Origin of the sequence: Microbaculum marinum, from assembly GCF_037855135.1 — a bacterium.
Lineage (GTDB): Bacteria > Pseudomonadota > Alphaproteobacteria > Rhizobiales > Tepidamorphaceae > Microbaculum > Microbaculum marinum.
Window position 1 is genome coordinate 239,624 of record NZ_JAZHOF010000001.1, and the last position, 23,526, is coordinate 263,149.

21 protein-coding genes are annotated in these 23,526 nt (G+C 67.1%); 8 read left to right on the forward strand and 13 right to left on the reverse strand.

All coding sequences use genetic code 11. The features are described from left to right. Positions 1 to 15 precede the first annotated feature (15 nt). The 13 genes from V3328_RS01125 to ilvD all read right to left on the reverse strand — a co-directional run bounded on the left by V3328_RS01125 (position 16) and on the right by ilvD (position 13,958). Complete coding sequence (locus tag V3328_RS01125; protein WP_340327797.1) at positions 16 to 1,029, reverse strand: alpha/beta fold hydrolase; 1,014 nt, start codon at positions 1,027 to 1,029, stop codon at positions 16 to 18. Between the two features lie 65 nt (positions 1,030 to 1,094). Beyond that, positions 1,095 to 2,429: a purine-cytosine permease family protein gene (locus tag V3328_RS01130; protein WP_340327798.1), complete on the reverse strand. Its 1,335-nt coding sequence runs from the start codon at positions 2,427 to 2,429 to the stop codon at positions 1,095 to 1,097. Between the two features lie 147 nt (positions 2,430 to 2,576). Beyond that, entirely contained in the window at positions 2,577 to 3,257 is a 681-nt protein-coding gene (locus V3328_RS01135) for an urease accessory protein UreF (protein WP_340327799.1), read from the reverse strand. Positions 3,258 to 3,261: 4 nt separating this feature from the next. Next, the gene (gene ureE / locus V3328_RS01140; protein WP_340327800.1) at positions 3,262 to 3,723 is read right to left on the reverse strand and encodes an urease accessory protein UreE; all 462 of its coding nucleotides are present in this window, start codon (positions 3,721 to 3,723) and stop codon (positions 3,262 to 3,264) included. 84 nt (positions 3,724 to 3,807) lie between these two features. After that, the gene (locus V3328_RS01145; RefSeq protein WP_340327801.1) at positions 3,808 to 4,845 is read right to left on the reverse strand and encodes an aliphatic amidase; all 1,038 of its coding nucleotides are present in this window, start codon (positions 4,843 to 4,845) and stop codon (positions 3,808 to 3,810) included. Positions 4,846 to 4,909: 64 nt separating this feature from the next. After that, complete coding sequence (urtE, locus tag V3328_RS01150; RefSeq protein WP_340327802.1) at positions 4,910 to 5,605, reverse strand: urea ABC transporter ATP-binding subunit UrtE; 696 nt, start codon at positions 5,603 to 5,605, stop codon at positions 4,910 to 4,912. A gap of 10 nt (positions 5,606 to 5,615) precedes the next feature. Continuing rightward, entirely contained in the window at positions 5,616 to 6,368 is a 753-nt protein-coding gene (gene urtD / locus V3328_RS01155; protein ID WP_340327803.1) for an urea ABC transporter ATP-binding protein UrtD, read from the reverse strand. 11 nt (positions 6,369 to 6,379) lie between these two features. After that, positions 6,380 to 7,528 carry an urea ABC transporter permease subunit UrtC gene (gene urtC, locus V3328_RS01160; RefSeq protein WP_378758883.1) on the reverse strand — a complete coding sequence of 383 codons (1,149 nt, stop codon included), beginning with the start codon at positions 7,526 to 7,528 and terminating at the stop codon, positions 6,380 to 6,382. Positions 7,529 to 7,547: 19 nt separating this feature from the next. Then, positions 7,548 to 8,441 carry an urea ABC transporter permease subunit UrtB gene (urtB, locus tag V3328_RS01165; protein WP_340327805.1) on the reverse strand — a complete coding sequence of 298 codons (894 nt, stop codon included), beginning with the start codon at positions 8,439 to 8,441 and terminating at the stop codon, positions 7,548 to 7,550. Between the two features lie 63 nt (positions 8,442 to 8,504). Next, complete coding sequence (locus V3328_RS01170) at positions 8,505 to 9,761, reverse strand: transporter substrate-binding protein (RefSeq protein ID WP_340327806.1); 1,257 nt, start codon at positions 9,759 to 9,761, stop codon at positions 8,505 to 8,507. A 326-nt stretch (positions 9,762 to 10,087) separates the two neighbouring features. Continuing rightward, a complete protein-coding gene (locus V3328_RS01175) occupies positions 10,088 to 10,714 on the reverse strand; it encodes an ANTAR domain-containing response regulator (RefSeq protein WP_340327807.1) in 627 nt (208 codons plus the stop codon). A 13-nt stretch (positions 10,715 to 10,727) separates the two neighbouring features. Continuing rightward, entirely contained in the window at positions 10,728 to 11,912 is a 1,185-nt protein-coding gene (locus tag V3328_RS01180) for a transporter substrate-binding domain-containing protein (protein ID WP_340327808.1), read from the reverse strand. 156 nt (positions 11,913 to 12,068) lie between these two features. After that, the gene (gene ilvD / locus V3328_RS01185; protein WP_340327809.1) at positions 12,069 to 13,958 is read right to left on the reverse strand and encodes a dihydroxy-acid dehydratase; all 1,890 of its coding nucleotides are present in this window, start codon (positions 13,956 to 13,958) and stop codon (positions 12,069 to 12,071) included. Positions 13,959 to 14,095: 137 nt separating this feature from the next. Here ilvD and V3328_RS01190 point away from each other — a divergent pair, with 137 nt between their 5' ends. From V3328_RS01190 to V3328_RS01225, 8 genes are all read left to right on the forward strand, one after another. Next, positions 14,096 to 14,947 carry a LysR substrate-binding domain-containing protein gene (locus V3328_RS01190; RefSeq protein WP_340327810.1) on the forward strand — a complete coding sequence of 284 codons (852 nt, stop codon included), beginning with the start codon at positions 14,096 to 14,098 and terminating at the stop codon, positions 14,945 to 14,947. Between the two features lie 347 nt (positions 14,948 to 15,294). Continuing rightward, entirely contained in the window at positions 15,295 to 16,284 is a 990-nt protein-coding gene (locus V3328_RS01195; RefSeq protein WP_340327811.1) for a TRAP transporter substrate-binding protein, read from the forward strand. A gap of 2 nt (positions 16,285 to 16,286) precedes the next feature. Beyond that, entirely contained in the window at positions 16,287 to 16,676 is a 390-nt protein-coding gene (locus V3328_RS01200) for a cupin domain-containing protein (protein WP_340327812.1), read from the forward strand. Positions 16,677 to 17,099: 423 nt separating this feature from the next. Continuing rightward, entirely contained in the window at positions 17,100 to 17,654 is a 555-nt protein-coding gene (locus V3328_RS01205) for a TRAP transporter small permease (protein ID WP_340327813.1), read from the forward strand. Further along, positions 17,651 to 18,928 (forward strand): TRAP transporter large permease, encoded by a 1,278-nt coding sequence (locus V3328_RS01210; protein WP_340327814.1) that lies wholly within the window; start codon positions 17,651 to 17,653, stop codon positions 18,926 to 18,928. The genes V3328_RS01205 and V3328_RS01210 overlap by 4 nt, the downstream gene beginning before the upstream one ends. A gap of 10 nt (positions 18,929 to 18,938) precedes the next feature. Then, entirely contained in the window at positions 18,939 to 19,721 is a 783-nt protein-coding gene (locus tag V3328_RS01215) for an IclR family transcriptional regulator (RefSeq protein ID WP_340327815.1), read from the forward strand. Beyond that, complete coding sequence (locus V3328_RS01220; protein ID WP_340327816.1) at positions 19,718 to 21,790, forward strand: hydantoinase/oxoprolinase family protein; 2,073 nt, start codon at positions 19,718 to 19,720, stop codon at positions 21,788 to 21,790. The genes V3328_RS01215 and V3328_RS01220 overlap by 4 nt, the downstream gene beginning before the upstream one ends. A 182-nt stretch (positions 21,791 to 21,972) precedes the next feature. Continuing rightward, positions 21,973 to 23,520: a hydantoinase B/oxoprolinase family protein gene (locus V3328_RS01225; protein ID WP_340327817.1), complete on the forward strand. Its 1,548-nt coding sequence runs from the start codon at positions 21,973 to 21,975 to the stop codon at positions 23,518 to 23,520. Positions 23,521 to 23,526: the final 6 nt, after the last annotated feature.

Consider the following 23,526-nt stretch of genomic DNA (forward strand, 5'->3'; position numbering starts at 1 on the left):
CCGAGCCTTCCTCCGCTAGGCGGCGAGCAACTCCTTCAGCATGTCGTCGAGCGCCTTGACGTCGACCGGGTTGGTGCCCGGTCCGCCGGCGAAGTGGCCCCAGACTGACTCGATCGGCCGGAACTCCGCGTTCGGCATGTTGGCGACCTCGTTCTCGCTGTCCTCCGGCGGGAAATAGAGATCCGTCCTGCCGGGCATGACGAACGTCTTGGCTTTGATTGCGCCGAGGGCCTTCTCGAAATCGCCGCCGTAGAGCTCGTTGTCGCTGATGTCGCCGTTCTGCCAGGTCCACAGCATGGTCAGAAGGTTGTTTGCGTCCTTGGGCAGGAAGAAGCCTTCCCAGAAGGCGACCAGGAAATCCTCGAGTGAGGAAAAGCCGAGCGTCTCGATGTCGAGCTTCTGCCTGTAGAACGCCTGCGAGAAACCCCACCCGGCATACACTCGCGCTGCGGCCCGCAATCCCTTTGCCGGCTTTTCATCGTACCAGCCGTTGTTCCAGGCAGCGTCCGCCGTGAGTGCCGCCTTGACGCCTTCCAGGAAGACGAAGTTGTGCCGGGAGCACTTGGCCGAGCCGCAGAACGGCGCCAGCTTGTCCATCATGTCGGGATACATCGCGCCCCAGTGGAAGGTCTGGAGGGCGCCCATCGACCATCCGACCACCATCACGATGTGCTCGATCCCGAACTTCTCGGTGATCAGCCTGTGCTGCGCCTTGACGTTGTCATAGGCGGTCACCTGCGGGAACCGCGGCCCGTTGTACGGCTCCGGGTAGTTCGAGGGCGACGACGACAGGCCGTTGCCCAGCATGTTGGGAATGATGATGAAGTACTTCGAGGGATCGAGCGCCATTCCCTCGCCGACCAGCCATTCGTTGTCATAGTGCTGGCCGGAGTACCAGGTCGGATAGACGATGACGTTGTCCTTCGCCGGACTCAGCGTTCCAAACGTCTTGTAGGCCAGCTTGCAGTCCCTCAGCGTCGCGCCACGCTGCAGCGCGAAGTCGCCCAGATCGAAGATCTCGTAGTCCATCGCTTTTCGTTTCCTCGTTGGTGGAGACCCGCCCCCATGGGGGCGGGTCAGCGCAGGTGTTCCCGTCAGGTGGTCTGGGGCTGGCGCGCCACGACCAGCGAGAGGCCCCAGTAGGCGACGGCGGCGACGACGGCGGCCGAAATGGCGGTGGACAGGTGCGGCATCGTTTCCTCGACGATGAACGCGACGATCGAACCGATGGCCCAGGCGCCGAACGCCGTCCCCCGCCAGTCGGTCGTGGCGGTCGCACCGCGGCGCAGGACATACTGGTCGACCAGGATGATCGCACCGATCGGCGGCACCAGGATGCCTAGGAGCGAGAGCCACTGGATGAAGAACGCCCAGACGTTGCCGGCGGCGACGGCGATGCCGATGACGCCGAGGATGACGGCGAGCAGGCGCATGTGGCTTCCCACGATGCGCGACCAGCCCGTCGCCGCGTTGTACAGGCAGTGCGAGCACACCGAGCCGAGGTTGATGTAGAGGAACAGGAACGCCAGCACGCTCAGCCAGGTGAGCTGCATGGAGTTCATGTAGCCGAACATGTTGTCGGTTCCGAACGGGTTGGCGTCGGGAACCGCCAGCGCCGCGGTCATCACGCCGCCGACCAGCATCGCCACCAGGTTGGCGAATGGAAAGGCGCTGAACGTCGCGATCAGCGAACTCGGCGTGTCCTTTGCCCACCGGTTGAAGTCGGCCGTCACCGTGCCGGCATCGATGAACAGTGCGATGACCACGGTGAGCCCGATGCCCATCGACATGCTCGCGACACCGTTGTTGCCGGCATAGGAGTAGATCGCCTCCCAACTCGAGGTCGAGGCCGCGTGGCCGGCGACCCACAGGCCGAGGACGACGAACAGCGGCACGGAGATCGTGCCGATCCAGTGGAGGCCTCTCACGCCGACGAATGTGATCGCGATGTAGAGAACGCCCGCGATGATCGTCATCAGCACGTAGTTCAGGCCATATGTGCTGGAAACGAGTGCGCCGGTAATGCCGGTCTGGACCGCGTACCAGCCAAGAAGCAGCGTCGAAAGCAGGCCCGACGCCAGCATGTAGCCCTTGTTGCCGAAGACGACGCTGGCGATCAGCGCGAAGTTCATGCCGGTCCGGTTGCCCAGTACGCCGAGCGCCCCGACATAGGCGAACATGATCGCGTTTCCGACGATCATGGCGATCAGCGCGTTCCGGAAGCCCATGCCGAGGACGAGAATGGATCCGGTCATTGCCCCGGTGATGATCATCGGGAAGCCGATCCATACCATCGTCACCGATAACAGGCTGCGGCGCGCACTGGGCGGAACCGGTTCATGTTCGTATTCATGGCCGAGGATCGCGTCGACGTGCTCCTCTACCTCTTCTACCTCGTGCGCGATCGAACTTTCATTTCGGGTGGACATTCCAAGTCTCCTTTGTTTCGCGAGAGCTTGCGGCTGCCGTCCCAATTGCATCCCCGCCCCTTGGAAGATTTCTCGAAGCTCCGGGCTTCGGTGTTCGTGCCTCGTCTGTTCCGCCGCCGGTCGTGATCGATGCCGTGGCTGGTTGTCTTAGTTGGCAAATAACCGTGACTCCTGCCGCGCGTGGCGCATCGCCGCGATGTCGGCCAATGGGGTGTAACTCTCGATGTCGGCATCCCTCGGCACCGGCCGCTCCACCGCGGCCGCGATCTCCGGGCGCAGTTCGGCCAGGACGCGCTGCGCATCGATCGCTCCCGTCAGACCCAGGCGGACCGCCGCCTGGATCATCGCGGCGGCGAACTGGTAGCCCGACACGGCGGCTGCTTCGGCCTCGCCGACGCCGAGCGTGGACCAGACCAGGCCCTGCATGGCGAGGAGGTGGCCGTGGCCACGACCCTGTCGGATGCGGGCGCGATAGGCGGTCGCGGCCGCTACTCCCAGGCGAGCATGGGTTGCTAGGAACGCAGCGCCGTTGCGCCGGGATCCCGAGCGCAGCGGTTCCGGCAGCGTCACAGCCTCGATCTCGGCATCGATCTCCGAGATTGCCTCCAGGTCGCCGCCGGTGCGGTGGGCGCGGATCAGGGCGATCCGATCGGCGCTGGCCCAGCGCAGCCGGATCTGCGTGCGCAGAAAGCTTTCAAGGCCGGCGAGCTCCGGCCGCCCGGCAAGCGCCGCATATCCCTCCAGACCCTGCGAGAAGGCAAAGCCGCCGCTTGGAAATGCGCTGTCTGCGTGTTGAAGGACGAGGAGCAGTGCATCTTCGTTGCCCATCGTCTCACGGCTCCCCCGGTTCGGGGCCGACGGGCGAGACGCGGCCCGCCTCGATCAGCGGCGCGATGCGTGCGAGGTAGCCTTCCACCGGACCTTCCAGCGCCACCAGCAGATCGCCGCCGTCGAAGCGGACCCGCCAGTGCAGATTGCCGGCGCTGTAGCCGAGCTCCAGCGCGTCGGCCGCCGTGGCCGGTCTGAGGCGCAGCCAGCGCTCCTCCAGAACGCGCAGTACGATGGCGCGGTCGTCGCCGAGCGACAGCACCGCGCCATCGAAAAGCGATTGCGACCGCGGGATCGCGATGGCGCAGTCGGTGCCGCGGTCGGTCGTCACGCGCAGCCGCTTGCGGGCGGTGTCTGCCGTCGGCAGCCGCACGTACTCGACGGCATCGTGATGCTCCAGATGATGTATCCGGTCCGACAGGCCCGGATCGAGCCTGCTGCCGACGACGGAATCGATGCGCACCATGCCGGTTCACCCCGCGAGGACTGCGTCCAGATCAGTAGGAGTGGCGGGACCAGACGGTGCGCCCCGCCACTCGGGCCGCAACTCCTAGCGGTGTGCGACCTTTTCCGTCGGGATCCCCTCGATCGGGCATTCCTCGGTGCCGACGGACGAGCGGGTGATCTGCTCGACCATCTCGCGGGTCCCTTCCGGGTCGGTGACCCAGTTCTTGTAGAACTCGAAGGGGCAGACGGCGTGTCCCTGGATCTCGTCGCCGGAATTGATCGTGCCCGTGTAGCCGCGGTGCATGAGCTTGAAGAGATGGTTCTGCGACTGCATGTTCCTGCGCGCATCGCGGATCAGGTTGAGCGACAGCTGGGCGTACTGGATGCCCATGTCCTCCTCGCCGCACTCGCCAAGCGTCCGGCCATCGAAGCCGACGATCGCCGAGTGGCCGAAATAGGAGTAGACGCCGTCGAAGCCGGCGGCGTTGGCAACCGCGACGTAGACGTTGTTGGCCCAGGCCATCGCCTTGGCCATCACCACCTGCTGGTCCTTGGCCGGGTACATATAGCCCTGGCAGCGCACGATCAGTTCGGCGCCGCGCATGGCGCAGTCGCGCCAGATCTCCGGGTAGTTGCCGTCGTCGCAGATGATCAGGCTGATCTTCATGCCCTTCGGGCCGTCGGAGACGTAGGTGCAGTTGCCCGGATACCAGCCCTCGATCGGCACCCACGGCATGATCTTGCGGTACTTCTGGACGATCTCGCCCCTGTCGTTCATCAGGATGAGCGTGTTGTAGGGCGCCTTGTTGGGATGCTCCTCGTGGCGCTCGCCGGTCAGGGAGAAGACGCCCCAGACCTTCGCCTTGCGGCAGGCCTCGGCAAATATCTCGGTCTCCTCGCCGGGGATCGTCGCGGCGGTCTCGTACATCTCCTTGGGGTCGTACATGATCCCGTGGGTCGAGTACTCCGGGAAGATCACCAGATCCATGCCCGGCAGGCCGCGCTTCATGCCGACCAGCATGTCGGCGATCTTTCGGGCATTCTCGAGAACCTCGGCCTTGGTGTGCAGCCGCGGCATCTTGTAGTTCACGACGGCTACGCCGACGGTATCGTTGGAGGAGGAAATATCACCGTGCAGCATCTTAGACTCCCTTGACGCATTGCCCTAAGTGGCAGCGCCTTGTGCGGCGCGGCCGGTTGTCGGTTCACACGGCGAGATGCCGGTGGACCAGTTCGTCGGTCAGCTCGCCGATGCCGCCGGACGCCACCACCTGGCCCTTCTCCATCATGGCGAAGCGCTGGGCGGCACGGCGCGCGAAGGCGACGTTCTGCTCGACGAGAATGACGGTCAGTTCCATCTCCTTGTTCAGGCGGATGATGATGTTCTCGATTTCCTCGACGATGTTCGGCTGGATGCCCTCGGTCGGCTCGTCGAGCAGCAGCACCTTCGGCTCGGCGGCCAGGGCCCGGGCGATCGCGAGCTGTTGCTGCTGGCCGCCGGACAGGACCCCGCCCGGCCGATCGAGGTTGTCGATCAGATAGGGAAACAGCTCGGGCACCAGATCCGGCACGACGTGCCTGCGGTCCGGTCGCGCGAACGAGCCCATCAGGATGTTCTCGCGGATGGTGAAGTCCGGGACGATCTCGCGGCCCTGCGGCACGTAGGCGATGCCGGACCTGGCACGCCGGTAGGTCGGGGCCGTGCCGATCTCGACGTCGCCGAGGCTGATGCTGCCGGTCATCCGGTCGGTGAGGCCCATCAGGGTCTTCAGCAGGGTGGTCTTGCCGGTGCCGTTGCGGCCGAGGATCGCCACGAAGCTGGCGTCGGGGACCTGCAGCGAGACGCCGTGCAGGATGTGGCTGCGGCCGTAGTAGCTGTCGACGTTGGAGAGCGTCAGCATGCCGGGCGCCTCACGACACGATTCCGTGGGAACCGAGATAGGCGCGGCGAACCTTCTCGTCGGTCTCGATCTGGGCGATCGATCCTTCCGCCAGCACCTGGCCGAGATGCATGACGGTAATCCGCTCGGCGATCTCGCGAACGAAGGTCATGTCGTGCTCGACGACGAGGATCGTGTGGCGGCCGCGCAACTCGTTGATCAGTCGCGCCGTCTTCTGCGTCTCGGCCTGGGTCATGCCGGCCGTCGGCTCGTCGAGCAGCAGGATCTTGGGGTCCTGCACCATCAGCATGCCGAGTTCGAGCCACTGGGTCTGGCCGTGCGACAGGATCGCGGCGGGAAGTCCCTCCTCCTCGGCGAGGCCGACCAGTTCGAGCGTCGCATCGACCTTGTCCCTGGACGGCCTGGGAAAGCCGAAGCCGAGATTGGCGAAGACGCTCGGGCTCGGGCAGCTCGCCACCTCGAGGTTGCGGCGCACCGTCAAGTCCTTGAAGACGCTGGGTATCTGGAACTTGCGGCCGACGCCCGCCCGAGCGATTGCGTGCTCCGACTTGTTGGTGATCTCGTCCTCGTAGAGATAGACGTGGCCGGAGGTCGATTCCGTCTTGCCGCTGATCAGGTCCATCAGCGTGGTCTTGCCGGCGCCGTTGGCGCCGATCAGCACGCGGAGTTCGCCTTCGTCGACGATCATCGACACGCCGTCGACGGCCCGGAAGCCGGAGAACTCGACCCCGATATTGTCGATGGTGAGGGCTGCGGTTGCCATGCCTGCCTCCCTCACTCCGCCGGCTGGACGCCGTCGGCGGCCGCTTCGACGTCTTCGCGGCTGCGCAGTCCGAGGCGCACCAGCGCCCAGTCGGCGACGTCGCTCGCGAAGCCGGCCAGGCCGCGCGGCAGGAACACCACGACGAGGACGAAGATCAGGCCGATGATCGCCTTCCAGGCCTCGACGAAGGCCTCGGTCTCCGAGACCGTCGCCTCGATGGTGTTGATCAGGATCGCCCCGATGCAGGCCCCCAGCAGCGAGGCGCGACCGCCGACGGCCGCCCAGACCACCATGGTGATCGAGAAGGTGAGGTCCATGAAGGTCGGCGAGGCGAATTCGGCGACGATGACGTAGAGCATGCCCGCGAAGCCGGCGATCGCCGCCGACACGGAGAAGAAGAAGATCTGGTAGACGGGAACGTCGAAGCCGAGATAGCGCGCCCGGCTGTCGGAGTCGCGGATCGCCTGCAGGATCAGGCCGGCGCGGGTCTCGGTGAGCAGGCGGACCCCGACCAGCAGCACCGAAAGCGAGATGGCGACGAGATAGTACGTCTCGACCATGTAGGGATCGAACTCGAAGCCGGCGACGGTGAACCAGCCGAGGTCGGTGAGCCCGTTGAAGCCGTTGGTCACGGGCTGGGCGTCTATCACAACCAGCCGCACCAGCAGCACCAGGGCCAGCGTGATGATCGATACGAAGACGCCCGAAACGCGCTTCCTGAAGATGATCGTGCCGACGATCGCGGCGACCACGACCGGCAGCACGATGCCCATCGCGACGCCGAACCATTGCGCCTGGAACGGGATCCACAGGAACGAGCCCTTGTTGATGCAGCACAGGTCGGTCAGCGCGCCGGGCTCGGCGTTCCACAGCATGAAGTCGGGAACGGGCGTGTCGGAGCCCTGCTGCAGCGAGGTGTAGCTGGCCAGCTTCAGCGACATCGCCAGCATGTAGGCGCCGATCCCGAAGAACAGGCCCTGACCGAGATTGAGGATGCCGGCATAGCCCCACGACAGGGCGATGGCGATGCCGAGCATCCCGTAGACGAGGTACTTGGCGAAGCGGTTCAGCCAGAATTCGTCGAAGAAGTACGGCGCCAGCAGGATCCCGGCGATGAAGACGGCGTAGGCCAGATAGTCCAGGCGTCGTTTGGTGATGATGGGCTTGGCGATCATCGTCTCACCGGCCCTTGAAGGAGAACAGGCCTTGGGGCTTCAGGACGATGACCATGATCACGACCCCGAACACGACGGCCCTGGCGAGAATGTCGTTGGTGACGGAGGCGACGACGCCGTTGATCTCGCCGAGGATGCCCGCCGAAGCCACCGAACCCAGCAGGCTGCCGACGCCGCCCATCACCACCACCATGAACCCGTCGACGACCATCGACGTGCCCATGTCGGGAAACACGGTCTTGAAGCCGGACATCATCACGCCGGCGACCCCGGCGAGACCGGACCCGTAGGCGAAGGTAAGGGCGTTCACCCGGTCGACGTCGATGCCGCAGGCCGCCGCCATCGACGGATTGCGGATGATCGCGCGGACCTGCGTGCCGATCGGTGTGCGGTACATCAGGTACCAGGTGAGCAGCGTCAGGACCGCCGTCACCAGGATGATGAACGTGCGGTAGGTGTTGATTTCGACGGCCCCGATCGAGAACGCGCCCTGCAGGAAGTCGGGCACGGTGACGTTCTGAAGGCCCGGTCCCAGCCCTTCGACGTGGATGCCGAAGAAGGACAGCCCGAATTCCAGCCGCACCGCCTGCTGGATCAGGATCGCCACGCCCCAGGTCGCCAGCAGCGTGTCGAGCAATCGGCCGTACAGGCGCTTGACCACGATCCTCTCGATCAGCCAGCCGAGCAGCGCGGTCACGATGAAGGCCAGCAGGATCGAGGGAATCAGGCCGATTCCGAGCCAGATCGCCGACATGACGGTCGTATACGCACCGATCATCACCATCTCGCCATGCGCCATGTTGATGACGCCCATGGCGCCGTAGGTGATGGCGAGGCCGAGGGCGACGAGCAGCAGGATCGATCCGAGGCTGAGGCCTATGAACAGGACGTCGATCATCGCATTCCCGGGTGTTCTCAGGAGCCGCCGCGCGGGGGCGTGCCCCGCGCAGCGAACATCCCGTCAGCCTTTGAGCTTGGAGGTATCGAGGCCCTTTTCGGTGCAGAACAGGGTGTCCTCGGTCTCGCCGTAGGCGACGTAGGGCAGGGGACGGATCGGCTCGCCGTAGTCGTCGACGATCTTGCCCTGGCCGTCCGGCAGCCACTCGGCGATGCGCGGGGTGAGAAACGTGTGAAGGTTCTCCGGATCGATCTTCACGTGGCCGTTCGGCGCATCGTATTCCTGGCCCATCACGCCGGCGCGGATCGCCTCCGGCGTCGCCTCGCCGGCCTTCTCGAGCGCCTGCTTCCACAGGTAGACCTGGAAGTAGGAGGACTCCAGCGCATGGTGCGTCACCGCCTTCGGGTCGTTGACGAACATGCGGTACCGCTCGATGAAGGCCTTGTTCAGGTCGGTGTCGATCGCCTGGAAGTAGGGGAAGGAGGTGTAGCTCCCGACCGCATATTCCGGCCCCATCGCGGCGATCTCGATCTCCGAGGTCACTGTCGCGCAGATCGGCAGCTTGTCGTGCGTGAGGCCCTGGTTCTTGAACTCGCGGTAGAAGGCAACGACGGAGTCGCCGACGACGTTGGACAGCACGACGTCGCAACCCGACGACTTGATCTTGTTGACCATGGCGCCCCATTCGGAATGGCCGAGTTCCAGATACTCGTCCGCCACCCACTCGGCGCCGTTGCCTTCGATCAGGATCTTGCAGACCTTGGCCATCTCGCGCGGATAGATGTAGTTCGATCCGACGATGAAGAACTTCTTCTTGCCGAGGTTCTCGATGATCCAGGGAATGAAGTTGGAAAGCTGCTGGTTGGGAACGGCGCCGGTGTAGACGACGTTCTTCGAGCACTCGAACCCTTCGTAGTAGGTGGGGTAGAAGTACAGGTTCCTGCGCTTCTCGAAGACGGGAAGGACCGCCTTGCGGCTGGCCGAGGTGTAGGACCCGAACACCGTCGGCACCTTGTCGCTGATGACGAGCTTCGAAGCCTTCTCGTTGTAAGTCTTCGGGTCGGAGGCGCCGTCCTCGACGATGGGATTGATCTGCTTGCCGAGCACCCCGCCGGAGTCGTTGATCTCCTGGATCGCCATGAGCGTGGCGTCGGACAGGGACTTCTCGATGATCGACAGGCCGCCGGTCTGAGAGAACAGCACGCCGACGTCGACGGTGTCGGCGGCCAGTGCGGTGCGGTGAAAGAAGTAGGGTGTCACCAGCGCGCCTGCGGCGCCGGCTGCGGTCGACTTGAGAAAGTCGCGACGGTTGATAGCCATGGTTCTAGAACCTCCCGTTCTGAGTGGCGCCGCTCGCCGCTGTTTCGACCGGCGCATGAAATCCCCTCGGACCGACAGCGCGCAGCCGTCGGAACCAGCCGTTCCCGAAGTTTCCTCCGTGCACCGCAGCGGCCCGCTGCGGTGTTCATCTGGTTTGCTTGGATCGCGCCGACTCCCCTGTCGGCGCGGTGGACGAGGCACAAAAAAACCCGCCAGGTTCGCATGAACCTGTCGGGCTGCTTCGCCTTGCCGACCCAACACCACTGGTGGAGCGGCGGACGTGGCTGCCGGCAAATCGTTGCCTAACTGCTAGCCACGACTAAATTCTAACCACGCTTCGGACCGAAGTTCAAGAGGTTTTGGGGGTTCAGGAGATCGTGGGCATTGATGATCGCCAGCGCCATCTCGTCCATGGGCACACGCTTGGACATCGCCTGCTTGCGGATCGTCTGGTAGGCCTCCTCCTCGCTGAGGCCCTGCCGTTCCATGAGGATCGATTTCGCCTTCTGGATCTTCTGGACGCCGGCCAGCTTGCGTTCCACCTTGGCCAGGCGCTTCCCGTGTTCCGCTCTCTCCAGCCAGAGGCTGCGGGCAATCGTCAGATTGGTGAGGAGGCCGAAGGGGCGGACGGGGCGTTCGACGACAGCCAGCGCGCCGATCTCGAGGACCATCTGCAGGGTGCTCGGGTTCTCGTAGTCCACCATGGCGATCAGGGTGGGCGGCACCCCGTCGTAGCTGCGTGCAAAGCGCAGGACGAGGTCGCGGCTCTCCTGCTCGACGACCAGCATGACGATGTCGCAATGCGACGGGATCCGGTCCGGCACCGGCCATTGCGCCTCGACACGGCAGCCGATGCGGCGCAGATGTTCCGTCAGGCTGCGTCCCTCCGCGTCGGCGGGGTGGACGACGAGGACGTTCAATCCCTTGAGGTCGCGCAGGATCTGCATGGCCATCAGGGTGCTTTCCTCAACGGGTCGCGGTGACCGCCTCGGCGAGCCACCATTCGTCGAGGCTCGGGGTCAGGAAATACGGGTCGGGCTTGGCGCGCACACCGGGATTCCAGATGATCTCGAAGCGTCGGTCCGGGCCGACGCGGGCGACCCGCGGCCAGAGCCAGGTGTGATTGTTGTCGGGGTCGATTTTGACAGTGCCCTGCGGCGCCTGGAACTCGCTGCCGCGCAGCGGTTCGAGCAAGGCGGCGGGGCGATCGGTGCCTGCCGCGGCCAGCGCGTTCGCCGCCAGATGGACCTGGAAATAAGCGGCTTCCGCGCAGGCCGTGACCGGTGATTCCGCTCCGAAGCGGGACTTGAAGGCGGCGACGAAGCCGCGGCTTGCCGGCGTGTCGAGGACCTCGAAATAGGGAGCGGCCGTGATGTGTCCCTCCGCCGTTTCCGCCGACATTTCGGCGATCTCCGCCTCGCTCGTGGTCAGGCTGGCGATCGGCATTCTCGCCGGATCGAAGCCCGCCCGTCGGTAGGCCTCATAGAACATCGCGGTGGCCGATCCGACGACGGTTGAGAAAATCACGTCCGGCTTGTGTTTCTCGATCTCGCGGATGACGCGGTCGAAGTGCTCGGTCTGCGCCGACAGCGGAACGTAGATCTCGTCCAGCACCTTGCCGCGCGACTGGACGATCAGGTCGCTCATGATGCGGTTCGACTCGTAGGGGTAGATGTAGTTGGAGCCGACGAAAAGGAACCGGTTTCCGTAGGTATCCAGCAGGTGCCGGGCCAGCGGGACCGAATTCTGGTTCGGCGCCGCGCCGGTGTAGATGCAGTTCTTTGAATACTCGAACCCCTCGTAGAGCGTCGGGTAGAACAGCAGCCCGTCGCGGGCCTCGACCACCGGGAGCACGGCCTTGCGGGTGCTCGACATGTAGCAGCCGAAGACGATGCGGACGCCGTCCGAGATCAACAGTTTCTCGGCGAGGGCGCGGAACCGCTTGGGGTTGGACTGCGGGTCGTAGACGACCGGCGACAGGGGCTTTCCGAGGATTCCGCCGGCGGCGTTGATCTCCTCGATGGCAAGGATCGTGGCATTGAGCTGCGTGCGCTCTATCGCGGCGGTGACGCCGCTTTGCGAGAACAGGACGCCGACCGGCCATCCGTCGGCACTCCCCGTCTTCGCAGGCTGCACACCGTCGACCGCCATGAATCGCCTCTCCAAAAAAAAACGGCTCCGCCCCCAACCGGGGGTCCGAGAGCCGCCTTGCCCTTATTCCGGAAGCGAATTCGGTTCCGGATTGCCGCAGCTTATAATCCCCGGTCGGGCGAACGCAACGGAGAAGGCGCGGCCGCGGCCACGCAATCAGCCGATCGGCTCGCCGGTGCGCAATCGGCGGGCCGCGCCGAGAGACGCGCTGCTGGTGGTCGCGGCGTAGATCCTCAGGGCGTCGCTGACATGACGCCGGCGCGATTCGGGCTGCCAGGACCGTGCCGTCGGTGTGCCGTGAGCATGCCGTCGCTGCGCCAGGACAGTGTCAGGCACGGCCAGCGTGATCGTCCGTGCCGGGATGTCGATGGAGATCGTATCGCCGTCCTCGACCAGCGCGATCAGGCCGCCCTCCGCCGCCTCCGGCGAGATGTGTCCGACCGACAGGCCGGCCGAGGCGCCGGAGAAGCGGCCGTCGGTGACCAGGGCGCAGCAGCGGTCGAGTTTCCGCGCCCGCAGGTAGGAGGTCGGGTAGAGCATCTCCTGCATGCCGGGCCCGCCCCTGGGGCCTTCGTAGCGCACGACGACGACGTCGCCGGGCGCGACGTTGCCGGAGAGGATCGCGCTCGATGCGTCCTCCTGGGATTCGAAGATGCGGGCGGGGCCGAAGAAGGTCTCGAGGCCCTCGGGCACGGCTGCGGTCTTCACCACCGCGCCGTCGGGGGCGAGATTGCCGCGCAGCACGGCGAGGCCGCCGTCGGCGCGGTAGGCGTGCTCGCCCGAGCGGATGCAGCCGTCCTTGCGGTCGAGGTCGAGATCTTCGGCGAACCGCGCCTGGCTGAACGGCTGCTTCGTGCGCCGGCCGCCGGGCGCGGCCCGGTAGAAGCGGCGGACCTCCCCGGACGCGCCGCCGCGGACGTCCCAGGCTTCGATCGTCTCGCCGATCGTGCGGCCGGTGACGGTTGCCTGGTCGCGGCGGACGAGGCCGAGCCGGTCGAGTTCGCCGAGGATCGCCATGATGCCGCCGGCGCGGTGGACGTCCTCGATGTGGTAGCGGTCGGTCGACGGGGCGACCTTGCACAGGGTCGGCACCTTGCGCGACAGCCGGTCGACGTCGTCCAGCGTGAAGCCGATGCCGCCCTCGATGGCGATCGCCAGGGCGTGCAGCACCGTGTTCGTCGAGCCGCCCATGGCGATGTCGAGGGCCATGGCGTTCTCGAACGCGCGCAGCGAGGCGATCTCGCGCGGGCAGGTGGCGTCCTCGCCGTCGCGATAGTGGCGCAGCGCCAGGTCGACGATCGTGCGGCCGGCCGCCTCGAACAGGCCGCGCCGGAGCTCGTGGGTGGCAAGCAGCGTGCCGTTGCCTGGCAGCGCCAGCCCGAGCGCCTCGGCGAGGCAGTTCATCGAGTTGGCGCTGAACATGCCCGAGCAGGAGCCGCAGGTCGGGCAGGCCTGCTGCTCGTAGGCGTCGAGGTCGGCATCCGAAAGCGCGGCGTCGGCGGTGCCGGCCATGATGTCGGCAAGGCCGATGCGCTTCTCCTCGCCGCCGATCACGACCTTGCCCGCCTCCATCGGGCCGCCCGAGACGAACACCGTCGGCACGTTCAGCCGCATCGCCCCGACCATCATGCCCGGGGTGATCTTGTCGCAATTGGAGATGCAGACCATGGCGTCGGCGCAATGGGCGTTGACGACGTACTCCATGCTGTCGGCGATCAGCTCGCGCGAGGGCAGGCTGTAGAGCATGCCGCCGTGACCCATGGCGATGCCGTCGTCGATGGCGATGGTGTTGAACTCCTTGGCGATCCCGCCGGCGGCCTCGATCTCGGCGGCGACGATACGGCCGACGTCGCGCAGCGAGACGTGGCCGGGGACGAACTCGCTGAACGAATTGACGACGGCGACGATGGGCTTGCCGAAGTCGCCGTCGCGCACCCCCGTCGCCCGCCACAGGCTGCGCGCGGCTGCCATGTTGCGGCCGTGGGTGACGGTCCGCGAGCGCAGCGGGCGCGCCCATTTCCGGGGTTCGGGTTTCGGCTGTTCCATGACTCTCCTCACGGCGTGCGCGTCTGCCGGCCTCCCTTCGAGGGACGGCAGCGGATCGGGGAAGCATCCCGATAGCACTCGGCAAAAGATCACAATAATGAATTGTTTTGAGTTAACCGATCACGCATCATGATTGGATGCGGCGCAACATCGACACCGACCTGCTGCGGACCTTCATCGCGGTGGTGGACCAGGACGGATTCATCCGGGCGGGGCAGGCGCTCGGCCGCTCGCAGTCGGCGGTCAGCATGCAGATGCGGCGGCTCGAGGAGGCCGTCGGGTCGGCCCTGTTCAGGCGGGCCGGGCGGAAGATGCAGCTGACGCCTGCCGGCGAGACGCTGCTCGGCTATGCGCGCCGGCTGGTGGCGCTGCACGACGAGGCGCTCGACGTGGTGCAGGACCGGCAGGTGTCGGGCAGCGTCAGCCTCGCGGTGATGGGCGACTACGCGACCAACGTGCTGCCGAACGTGCTTGCCACCTTCATCGAGCAATATCCCGACATCGCCGTCGACGTGACGACCGGCTTCTCCTACGAACTGATCCATCACCTCGGCGAGCGCTTCGAACTGGTCCTGTCGACCCAGGCCGAGGGTGCGCGCAAGGGCGAGGTGCTGCGCAGCGAGCCGACACGCTGGGCCTTCGCCGCCGATCGCGAGCTGCCGGGGGGCGAGGTGCTGCCGCTCGCCCTGCTGCCGCCCGGCAACATGTTCCGCGAATGGGCGCTGCAGGCGCTCGACAGGGCCGGCCGGCCGTGGCGGATCATGTTCACCTCGACCAGCATCGCCACGGTCGAGGCGGCCGCCGAGGCCGGCATCGCACTGACCGTGGTCAAGGAGGGTTCGGCGCGTCCGGGTCTGCGCCTGATCGGTCGGCGCGAGGGCCTGCCGGAGCTTCCCCGCTCCGAGATCGCTATCCACCGGGCGCCTGGCCGCCTGTCGAAGGCGGCGCAGACGCTGTCGGACTTCATTTCGGACGCGCTGTCGAACTGAGCGATGGCGGCGGCTTCCACGCCGCCCCGGCGGCTGCGCCGGGTCCTTGCGCTGGATCCCCGCTTCCGCGGGGATGAGCGGAAACACACTACGTGCCGTGTGGCCCCTGGGTCCCGGCTCGGGGGCCGGGACGTAGGCTGTGGTGTGGTGAAGCACTTGCAGGAAATACTGAATACGTCCCGGGCTTGACCCGGGATCCAGCGCAACGGCCGGCCGAAGGCGCCGCTTTTCTGACGCGCAACCGGGGCCGCGCAGCTCTGCTGCAGCGCATTATTGACGGTCCGAAGGTGCGCCGGTATATCTTAATCAGAAACACTGTTTCATAATAGGAAACAACGGAGGAAGCGATGAAGCTGTTCCAGGGACTGGTTGCCGGCACCCTCGCGCTGGCCGCGATGAGTTCCGCCGCGGCGGCGGCGGAGTACGAATTCAAGATCGGGCACGCGGCGTCCAGCCGGCATGCCTTCAATACCGGCGTCGAGATGTTCGCCGAGGCCGTTGCCGAGAAGACCGGCGGCAAGGTCGCGGTCGAGGTGGTCGGCGACAGGGCGCTGGGCGACGACAAGCAGCTGCTCGAGGGCGTGCAGCTCGGCACCATCGACGGCGCGCTGGTTTCCGCGCCGACCTTCCCGCTGGCGGCCGGGGCGGCCGGCTTCGATGCCCTGCAGCTGCCCTTCGTGGTCACGTCCTACGACGACATGGCCGCGGTGCTCGCCGGTCCGGTCGGGCAGAAGCTGCTCGACAGCCTGTCGGAGAAGGGCATGAAGGGCCTGTCGTTCTACGAGGCCGGCCAGCGCCACTTCCTCAGCCGCGAGAAGCCGGTCAAGTCGCTCGCCGACTTCGAGGGCCTGAAGACGCGCATAGTGCCGATCCCGCTGCACAAGGCGACCTGGGAAGCGGTCGGCACCAATCCCGTCGGCATGCCCTACGGCGAGGTCTACTCGGGCCTGGAAACGGGCGTCATCGACGCCGTCGAGATCAACCTGTCGTCGGTGGAATCGGAGAACCTGTTCCAGAACGCCAAGGAGGTGACGCTCACCGGACACTACTTCTGGCCGGGCGTGCTGGTGATCAACAAGGCCAAGTTCGATGCGCTGCCGGAAGACATCCAGGCGGCGATGATCGAGGCCGGCCGCGAGACCATCGCCAGGCAGTACGAGTTCGTGAAGACCGACGAGGCGCGCGTCGCCGAGGCGCTGAAGGAGAAGGGCGTCACGATCAACCAGCTCGACGACCTGAAGGCGATGCAGGACAAGACGGCGCCGGTCGTCGAGGAATGGTCCGGCAAGGACCCGGTCATCGTCGAGTTCATCGACGCCGTCCGCAAGGGGTCGTGACGATGGGTGGCCGGAACGCCGGCGGCCCGCAGGCCTATCGCTGGGAAGACCTGCCCCGGGAGGACGTGCGTCCCGGGGTCTCCCGGGCCGGCTTCCGGGGCAACCAGGCGATGATGGTGATGAACTGGCTGGAGCCTGGGATGGAGGTGCGCCCGCACAGCCATCCCGAGGAGCAGCTGGTGATGGTGGTACAGGGCCGGATGCGCTTCTATATCGGCGACGACACCGTCGACGTGGAGCAGGGCGGGATCGTCCGGATCCCGCCGAACGTCACCCATTGCGGCGAGGTGTTGGGCGAGGAGACCGTCCTCAACCTCGACGTCTTCTCGCCGCTCCGGCAGGACTACCTTCATCTGGTGACGTACCAGAAGGACAATTTCGAGCCCGTGTGAGGTATCCCACTAGCGGACGCCTGCGGGGCATCGAGCCCCGCCAGGCGTTACCCCTCTCCCCGACCCTCTCCCGCAGGGGGAGAGGGGACGGATACGGCTACGTCGAAGAGCTGGTCGCCGATCGACAAATGGCGTGCGGACATCGGCCGGTTCGGACCGGATGGAGCGGGCTGGCTTACGGTGACTGCACCGGTCGCCACTGACGAGTCTGGCAGGCTGGGTCCCGGATCAGGTCCGGGACATGGGCAAGAGTTCGTGGCGCAGGTCACGCCACACGAAAGGCCGACGCCCCGGACGTGATCCGGGGCCCAGTCGGGCGGCACCCAGTCGGGCACCGATGGCGGTGCCCGACTGGGTGCCGGATATTGGAAGGTGCGGCGGGGCCGCGCGGAACAGGGACGACTGGAGACGATGCCGGAGGCAATGACTGCACTCGCCCGCGCCTACCGGATGCTGATGGTCGCCGTGCTCGGCGCCATGATGGCGATCCTGTTCGCGGTGATGTGCATCCAGGTGTTCTTCCGCTACGGCCTCAACGATTCGCTGATCTGGGCGGAGGAGGTCTGCCGCTACCTGCTGATCTGGGTGTCGTTCCTGGCCTGCGGCGTCGCCTGGCAACGCGGCGAGATCGCCGCGATGCGCATCCTGGTCGAGGCCGTGCCGGCGCGCGCGGCGGCGGCGCTGGCGCTCGTGGCGGATGCCGCCGTGCTGGTGCTGCTCGGCTTCCTGATCGTCTACGGCTGGCGCTACGCGGTGTTCTCTGGCGGCCAGACGATGCCGGCGGCCGACTTCATCTGGATCGACGTGCTGGGCGGCGAGGGATCGGCGAACATGTCGCTGTTCTGGGTCTACGTGGCGATCCCGGTCGGCGCCGCCCTGCTCGGCCTCCACATCGCCGTGCATCTGGCCGGCTGCGCGGCCTCGCTCGCCAGCGGCACGGCGCCGGCGTTTCCCGGCGGACCGGAGGACATGGCGTGATCTTCTACCTGTCCGGCTTCGCGGCGTTCCTGCTGATCGGCGTCCCGGTCGCGCTGGCGCTCGGGCTCGCCTCGCTCACCTACCTTTTCCTGACCGGCAACACGCACCTGCTGATCGCCTTCCCGCAGCGGATGATCGCAGGCGTCGACCAGTTCGTTCTGCTGACGATCCCGTTCTTCCTGCTGGCCGGCAACTTCATGAACGCCGGCGGCATCACCGAGGAGATCGTCAAGCTCGCCCAGACGCTGGTGGGGCGGGTGCGCGGCGGGCTTGCCGCGGTCACGGTGGTCGCCAGCATGATGTTCTCCGGCGTCAGCGGCGCGGCGACGGCGGAGGCCTCGGCGCTGGGCAGCGTGCTGATACCGGCGATGAAGCGCGACGGCTACGACGCGCGCTACGCCGCCGCGCTGGTCGCCACCTCCTCGATCCTCGGCCCGCTGGTGCCGCCGTCGCTGGCGCTGATCCTCTACGGCGTGCTCACCGGCACCTCGATCGGCGACCTGTTCATCGCCGGCATCGGACCGGCGATCGTCCTGTGCCTGGCGCTGATCGTCTACGTGCTGATCAAGGCGCAGCGTGAGGGCCATCCGGTGTCGCCGGTGCTGGACCGCGCGGCGCGGCGCCGCTCGTTCATCCGCGGCGCGCCGGCGCTGCTGCTGCCCGTCATCATCGTCGGCGGCATCCGCTCCGGCGTCTTCACGCCGACCGAGGCGGCGGCGATCGCCGCGCTCTACGCACTGCTGCTGTCGGTGTTCCTCTACCGGACGATGGGCTTCGGCTCGTTCTGGACGGCGCTCTACGAGACCGCGACGCTGTCGGCCGGCATCATGCTGATCGTCGCCATGGCCTCGATGACGGCCTTCGTGCTCGGCTTCGAGAACGTGCCGAAGCACATCGCCGTGGCGATGATGTCGATGACCACCGAGCCGGCCCTGCTGCTGCTGCTGATCAATGCGCTGCTGCTGATGCTCGGCCTGTTCCTGGAGCCGCTGGCGGCGCTGATCCTGGTGATGCCGATCCTCAGCGAGGTGATCCGCACGATCGGGCTCGATCCGGTGCAGTTCGGGGTGATGGTGGTGCTCAACCTGATGATCGGCATGATCACGCCGCCGGTCGGCCTGTGCCTGTTCATCGTCAGCGCCATCGGCCGGGTGCCGATCGAGGGGGTTAGCCGGGCGGCGCTGCCGATGATCGCGATCTGCGTCGCCGTGCTGGTGCTGGTCGCCTTCGTGCCGGAGGTGACGCTGTTCCTGCCGAGCCTGGTGGCGGAGTGAGGGCCGCACGATGAGCGACGACAGGCAGCCGGCCGGCATCCAGTCCCTGAAGCACGCCTTCGACGTCATCGAGGAGATGGCGGCGATCGGCGAGCCGGTCGGCGTCACCGAGCTCGCCAAGGCGCTCGGCATCCCGAAGACCAGGACGTTCCGCTACCTGCGCACGCTGAAGACGCTGGGCTACGTCTCGCAGGACGATTCGACCGAGAAGTACCGGCTGACGCTGAGGCTGTTCCATCTCGGCCAGGCGGTGGCCGATTCGACCCGGCTGCTGACCGAGGCGCGCGCCGCGATGGTGCAGCTTCGCAAGGAGACCGGGCAGACCGCGACGCTGTCGGTGATCGAGAGCGGCGGCGTGCGGGTGCTCGACATCGTGCGCGCGCAGTCGCCGGTGCAGATCGTGACGCGGCCGGGCGCGTTGCTCGAGTTCCATTCCTCGGCGCAGGGCCGGGTGGCGCTCGCCTTCGGGGCGCCGGGCCTGTGGAAGACGGTTCGCGGCAGGCAGCTGTCGAAGTGGACGCCGCACACCAATACCGATCTCGGCGTGCTGGAGGCCGAGGTCGCCAAGGCGCGCGAGCGCGGCTGGGCGACGGCGCCCGAGCAGGTGCTGGTCGGCGTCAACGCCCTGGCGGCGCCGATCTTCGACGCCAGCCGCGAGCTCATCGCCACCATCACCGTTGCCGGCTCGCTGCAGCACGTGCCGGCCGAACCGCCCGAACATCTTCGCGCCTCCGTGCTGCAGGCGGCGCGCCGCATTTCCGAAAATCTGGGTTGCACGGAGTATCCTGTATGACGCGTTACGCGCTGGCGGTCGACATCGGCGGAACCTTCACCGACGTCGTCCTGGTCTCTGGGGACGGGACCAGTTTCGTCGACAAGACATTGACCACCCATCACGACCTGCTGGAGGGCTTCTTCCGCGGCGTCGACCTGGTGCTTGGCCGGGCCGGCATCACGCCCGCCGACGTCGACGACGTCATCGTCCATGCCACGACGATCGTCACCAATGCGCTGATCGAGCGGAAGGGGCCGCCGACCGCGCTGATCGTCACCGAGGGCTTCCGCGACGTGCTCTACATCCGCAACGAGCACCGCTACGACATGTACGATCCGCAGATCGAGTTCCCCGAGCCGCTGATCACCCGCGACCTGACTTTCCCCGTTTCAGAGCGCGTCTTCGCCGACGGCGAGGTGGGCCGGGCCGTCGACGAGGCCGAGGTGCGCGCGGTCGCCGCCGAGCTGAAGGCGAAGGGGGTGGAGTCGGTCGCCGTGTGCCTGCTCAATTCCTACAAGAACCCGGCCAACGAGGCGGTCGTCGGCCGCGTCCTGGCCGAGGAGATGCCGGAACTGTTCGTCTCGCTGTCGAGCGACATCGCGCCGCAGATGCGCGAGTACCTGCGCGCCTCGACCACCGCGATCAACGCCTTCACGGTGCCGATCACCCGGCCCTACCTGAACGCGCTGACGAAGGAGCTGGCGGCGCGCGGCTTCTCGCAGCTGCCGCTGATCATGCTGTCGAGCGGCGGCGTCGTCGGCGCCCCGACGGCGGGGCGCAATCCGGTGCGGATGATCGAGTCCGGCCCGGCGGCCGGCGCGCTGGTGGCGAGCTTCCTTGCCCGCCGCTTCGACATCCCCGACCTGATCTCCTTCGACATGGGCGGGACGACCGCCAAGGCCTGCCTGATCCTCGACTACGAGCCGCTGGTCAGCGGCGAGTTCGAGGTGGATCGCCGCTACAGGTTCAAGCCGGGCAGCGGCATGCCGATCACGGTGCCGTCGATCGACATGATCGAGATCGGCGCCGGCGGCGGCTCGATCGCCCGGGTCGACGCGCTCGGCCTGCTGAAGACGGGGCCCGACAGCGCCGGCTCCGACCCCGGCCCGGTGTGCTACGGGCGCGGCGGCACCGAGCCCTGCATCACCGACGCCGACGTGGTGCTCGGCATCCTCGATCCCGACAACTTCCTCGGCGGCGACATGAAGCTCGACGCGGCCGGCGCCCGGGCGGCGCTGGCGGAGCTCGGCGGTAAGCTCGGCGTATCGGCGGAGAAGGCGGCGCTCGGCGTCTTCGAGGTGGTCTGCGAGCAGATGGCGGCGGCGGCGCGGGCGCACGCGACCGACCGCGGCGTCGACTACCGCGGCCTGCCGATGCTGGCCTTCGGCGGCGCCGGCCCGGTGCATGCCTGCAAGGTCGCCGAACTGGTCGACGCCGGCATGGTGATCTATCCGCCGCTGGCCAGCGTGCTGTCGGCGTTCGGCACGCTGGTCACGCCGACCAAGATCGACCTGGTGCGCAGCGAGCTGGTGCGGCTCGAGGACATCGACTGGGCCGGGCTCGGCGGCACCCTCGACACGATGCTGGCGGAGGGCCGCTCGGCGCTGGTCGAGGCCGGCTTCGAGGCCGGCGCGGCGCAGTTCGGCTTCGCCGCCGACATGCGCTATGTCGGCCAGCAGTCGGAGATCACCGTCGCCTTCGACGACGACCCGCGCCGGATCGGCGATCCGCAGACGCTGCGGGAGACCTTCGAGGCGGCCTACGAGAAGGTCTACGCGCTGAGGCTCGCCGACATGCCGGTCGAGGTGGTGAGCTGGCGCGTGGTGGCGCAGGGCCGGGCGCCGACGCGCGAGGCGAAGGTCGCCTTCGCCGCCGAGCCGGCGCGGCCGAAGCGCACGCGCCCGGTGCATCTCGGCGAGACGCCGAGCCTGGTGCCCGTCTACGACCGCGGCGCGCTTGCGGCCGGCCAGACGATCGACGGCCCGGTGATCGTCGAGGAACGCGAGACCACGGTGTTCGTGCTGCCCGGCTGGAGCGTCAGCCTGCACGACAACGGCAGCCTGATCGCCCGCAAGAAGGAAGCCTGAGATGGGTTTGCCAAGGTCACTATCGCCTGAACCCCCTCACCCGGCGCTCCGCGCCGACCTCTCCCCATGGGAGAGGTGGACCTCCGAGCCTGCCGCAACCTCTCCCCGGCGGGGAGAGGTCGGGCCAAAGGCCCGGGTGAGGGGGCTTGGGCGTATCGGTTCAAGTACGAGGTAGTGGAATAATGGACGGCATCGAACTCGAGATCCTGTGGTCGAACGTCATTTCGATCGTGTCCGAGCAGGCCCGCGCGCTGCAGCGCGTGGCGTTCTCGCCGGTGGTGCGCGAGGCGGGCGATCTCGCCAACGCGATCTTCGACAAGCGGGCGCGGATGGTGGCGCAGGCGGTGACCGGCACGCCCGGCCACATCAACTCGCTGGGGGCGGCGGCGCGCAACCTGCTGGAGGTGATCCCGCCGGAGACCCTGAAGCCCGGCGACGTGCTGATCACCAACGATCCGTGGATGTCGGCGGGGCACTTCTTCGACATCACGGTGCTGACGCCGATCTTCCGGGGCTCGGAGATCATCGGCTACTGCGGCTCGACGATCCACCACACCGACATCGGCGGCTACGGCGTCGGCTCCGGGGCCCGCGACATCCACGAGGAGGGCCTGTGGATCCCGGTGCTCAAGCTCTACGAAGCCGGCAAACCGAACGAGACGCTGCACGCCATGCTGCGCCGCAACGTCAGGACGCCGGACGCGCTGTTCGGCGATCTCGGCGCGCAGGTCGCCAGCGGCAACATCGCCGCCGAGCGTCTCGAGATGATGTGCGCGCGCTACGGGCTCGCCGACATCGAGGAACTGGCCGACGAGATCATCGGCCGGTCCGAAGCCGCGACCCGCGAGGCGATCTCGAAGCTGCCGGGCGGCACCTGGCACGGGGAAAGCCGCTTCGACGTGCCGAGCGGCGAGATCATCACGCTGCACACCGCGGTGACGATCGATCCGGAGGCCGGCGACATCACCATCGACTTCGAGGGCTCGTCGGGACCAAGCCCGATCGGAATCAACGTGGTGCCCGCCTACACCCACGCCTACGCGACCTTCGCGGTGCGCTCGACGCTCAACCCGGAACTGCCCAACAACTACGGCAGCCTGGCGCCGATCAAGGTCGTGGCGCCCGACGAGTGCATCGTCAACGCCAAGTATCCCGCGCCGGTCAACGCCCGCCACGTGGTGGGCATGTACGTGCCGTTCCCGATCCTCAAGGCGCTCGCCCACGTCGCGCCGGACCAGGTGGTGGCCGAGGGCTCCGGCGCGGTCTGGACCATACAGATCCAGGGCCGCGACCGGGCCGGGCAGCCGTTCACCTCGTCGATGTTCAACTATTCCGGCGGCATGGGGGCGCGGGCGACCAAGGACGGCCTGTCGGCGATCTGCTACCCGACCGGGGTCGCGGCGGTGCCGACCGAGGTGCTGGAAGCGTCCTTTCCGATCGCCTTCACCTGCAAGGAACTCGAACTGGGCTCGGGCGGCGCCGGCAGGCGGCGCGGCGGCGACGGCCAGCGCATCGGCTACCGCATGCGCACCGGCTCGCCCTGGCTGCTGAACGCCATCCCGAGCCGCCTGAAGGAAGGCCCGGAGGGGCTGCTCGGCGGCGGCGGCGGCCGGGCCGGCCGCTTCGAGATCAACGGCAAGGCATTCTCAGAGGCCCGCAAGGTCGAGATGCAGCCGGACGACGAGGTGGTGATGATCACGCCGGGCGGCGGCGGCTACGGCGCCGCCTGACGGGAC

Bases quoted from the DNA above. Each gene is read 5' to 3' on its own strand.
- V3328_RS01200 (WP_340327812.1), top strand. From the start codon at position 16,287: ATGGGTGGCCGGAACGCCGGCGGCCCGCAGGCCTATCGCTGGGAAGAC.
- ureE (WP_340327800.1), bottom strand. From the start codon at position 3,723: ATGGTGCGCATCGATTCCGTCGTCGGCAGCAGGCTCGATCCGGGCCTG.
- V3328_RS01135 (WP_340327799.1), bottom strand. From the start codon at position 3,257: ATGGGCAACGAAGATGCACTGCTCCTCGTCCTTCAACACGCAGACAGC.
- urtB (WP_340327805.1), bottom strand. From the start codon at position 8,441: ATGATCGACGTCCTGTTCATAGGCCTCAGCCTCGGATCGATCCTGCTG.
- V3328_RS01195 (WP_340327811.1), top strand. From the start codon at position 15,295: ATGAAGCTGTTCCAGGGACTGGTTGCCGGCACCCTCGCGCTGGCCGCG.
- V3328_RS01125 (WP_340327797.1), bottom strand. From the start codon at position 1,029: ATGGACTACGAGATCTTCGATCTGGGCGACTTCGCGCTGCAGCGTGGC.
- ilvD (WP_340327809.1), bottom strand. From the start codon at position 13,958: ATGGAACAGCCGAAACCCGAACCCCGGAAATGGGCGCGCCCGCTGCGC.
- V3328_RS01180 (WP_340327808.1), bottom strand. From the start codon at position 11,912: ATGGCGGTCGACGGTGTGCAGCCTGCGAAGACGGGGAGTGCCGACGGA.
- V3328_RS01215 (WP_340327815.1), top strand. From the start codon at position 18,939: ATGAGCGACGACAGGCAGCCGGCCGGCATCCAGTCCCTGAAGCACGCC.
- V3328_RS01130 (WP_340327798.1), bottom strand. From the start codon at position 2,429: ATGTCCACCCGAAATGAAAGTTCGATCGCGCACGAGGTAGAAGAGGTA.
- V3328_RS01205 (WP_340327813.1), top strand. From the start codon at position 17,100: ATGACTGCACTCGCCCGCGCCTACCGGATGCTGATGGTCGCCGTGCTC.
- V3328_RS01220 (WP_340327816.1), top strand. From the start codon at position 19,718: ATGACGCGTTACGCGCTGGCGGTCGACATCGGCGGAACCTTCACCGAC.
- urtD (WP_340327803.1), bottom strand. From the start codon at position 6,368: ATGGCAACCGCAGCCCTCACCATCGACAATATCGGGGTCGAGTTCTCC.
- V3328_RS01175 (WP_340327807.1), bottom strand. From the start codon at position 10,714: ATGGCCATGCAGATCCTGCGCGACCTCAAGGGATTGAACGTCCTCGTC.
- V3328_RS01170 (WP_340327806.1), bottom strand. From the start codon at position 9,761: ATGGCTATCAACCGTCGCGACTTTCTCAAGTCGACCGCAGCCGGCGCC.
- urtE (WP_340327802.1), bottom strand. From the start codon at position 5,605: ATGCTGACGCTCTCCAACGTCGACAGCTACTACGGCCGCAGCCACATC.
- V3328_RS01190 (WP_340327810.1), top strand. From the start codon at position 14,096: ATGCGGCGCAACATCGACACCGACCTGCTGCGGACCTTCATCGCGGTG.
- V3328_RS01225 (WP_340327817.1), top strand. From the start codon at position 21,973: ATGGACGGCATCGAACTCGAGATCCTGTGGTCGAACGTCATTTCGATC.
- V3328_RS01145 (WP_340327801.1), bottom strand. From the start codon at position 4,845: ATGCTGCACGGTGATATTTCCTCCTCCAACGATACCGTCGGCGTAGCC.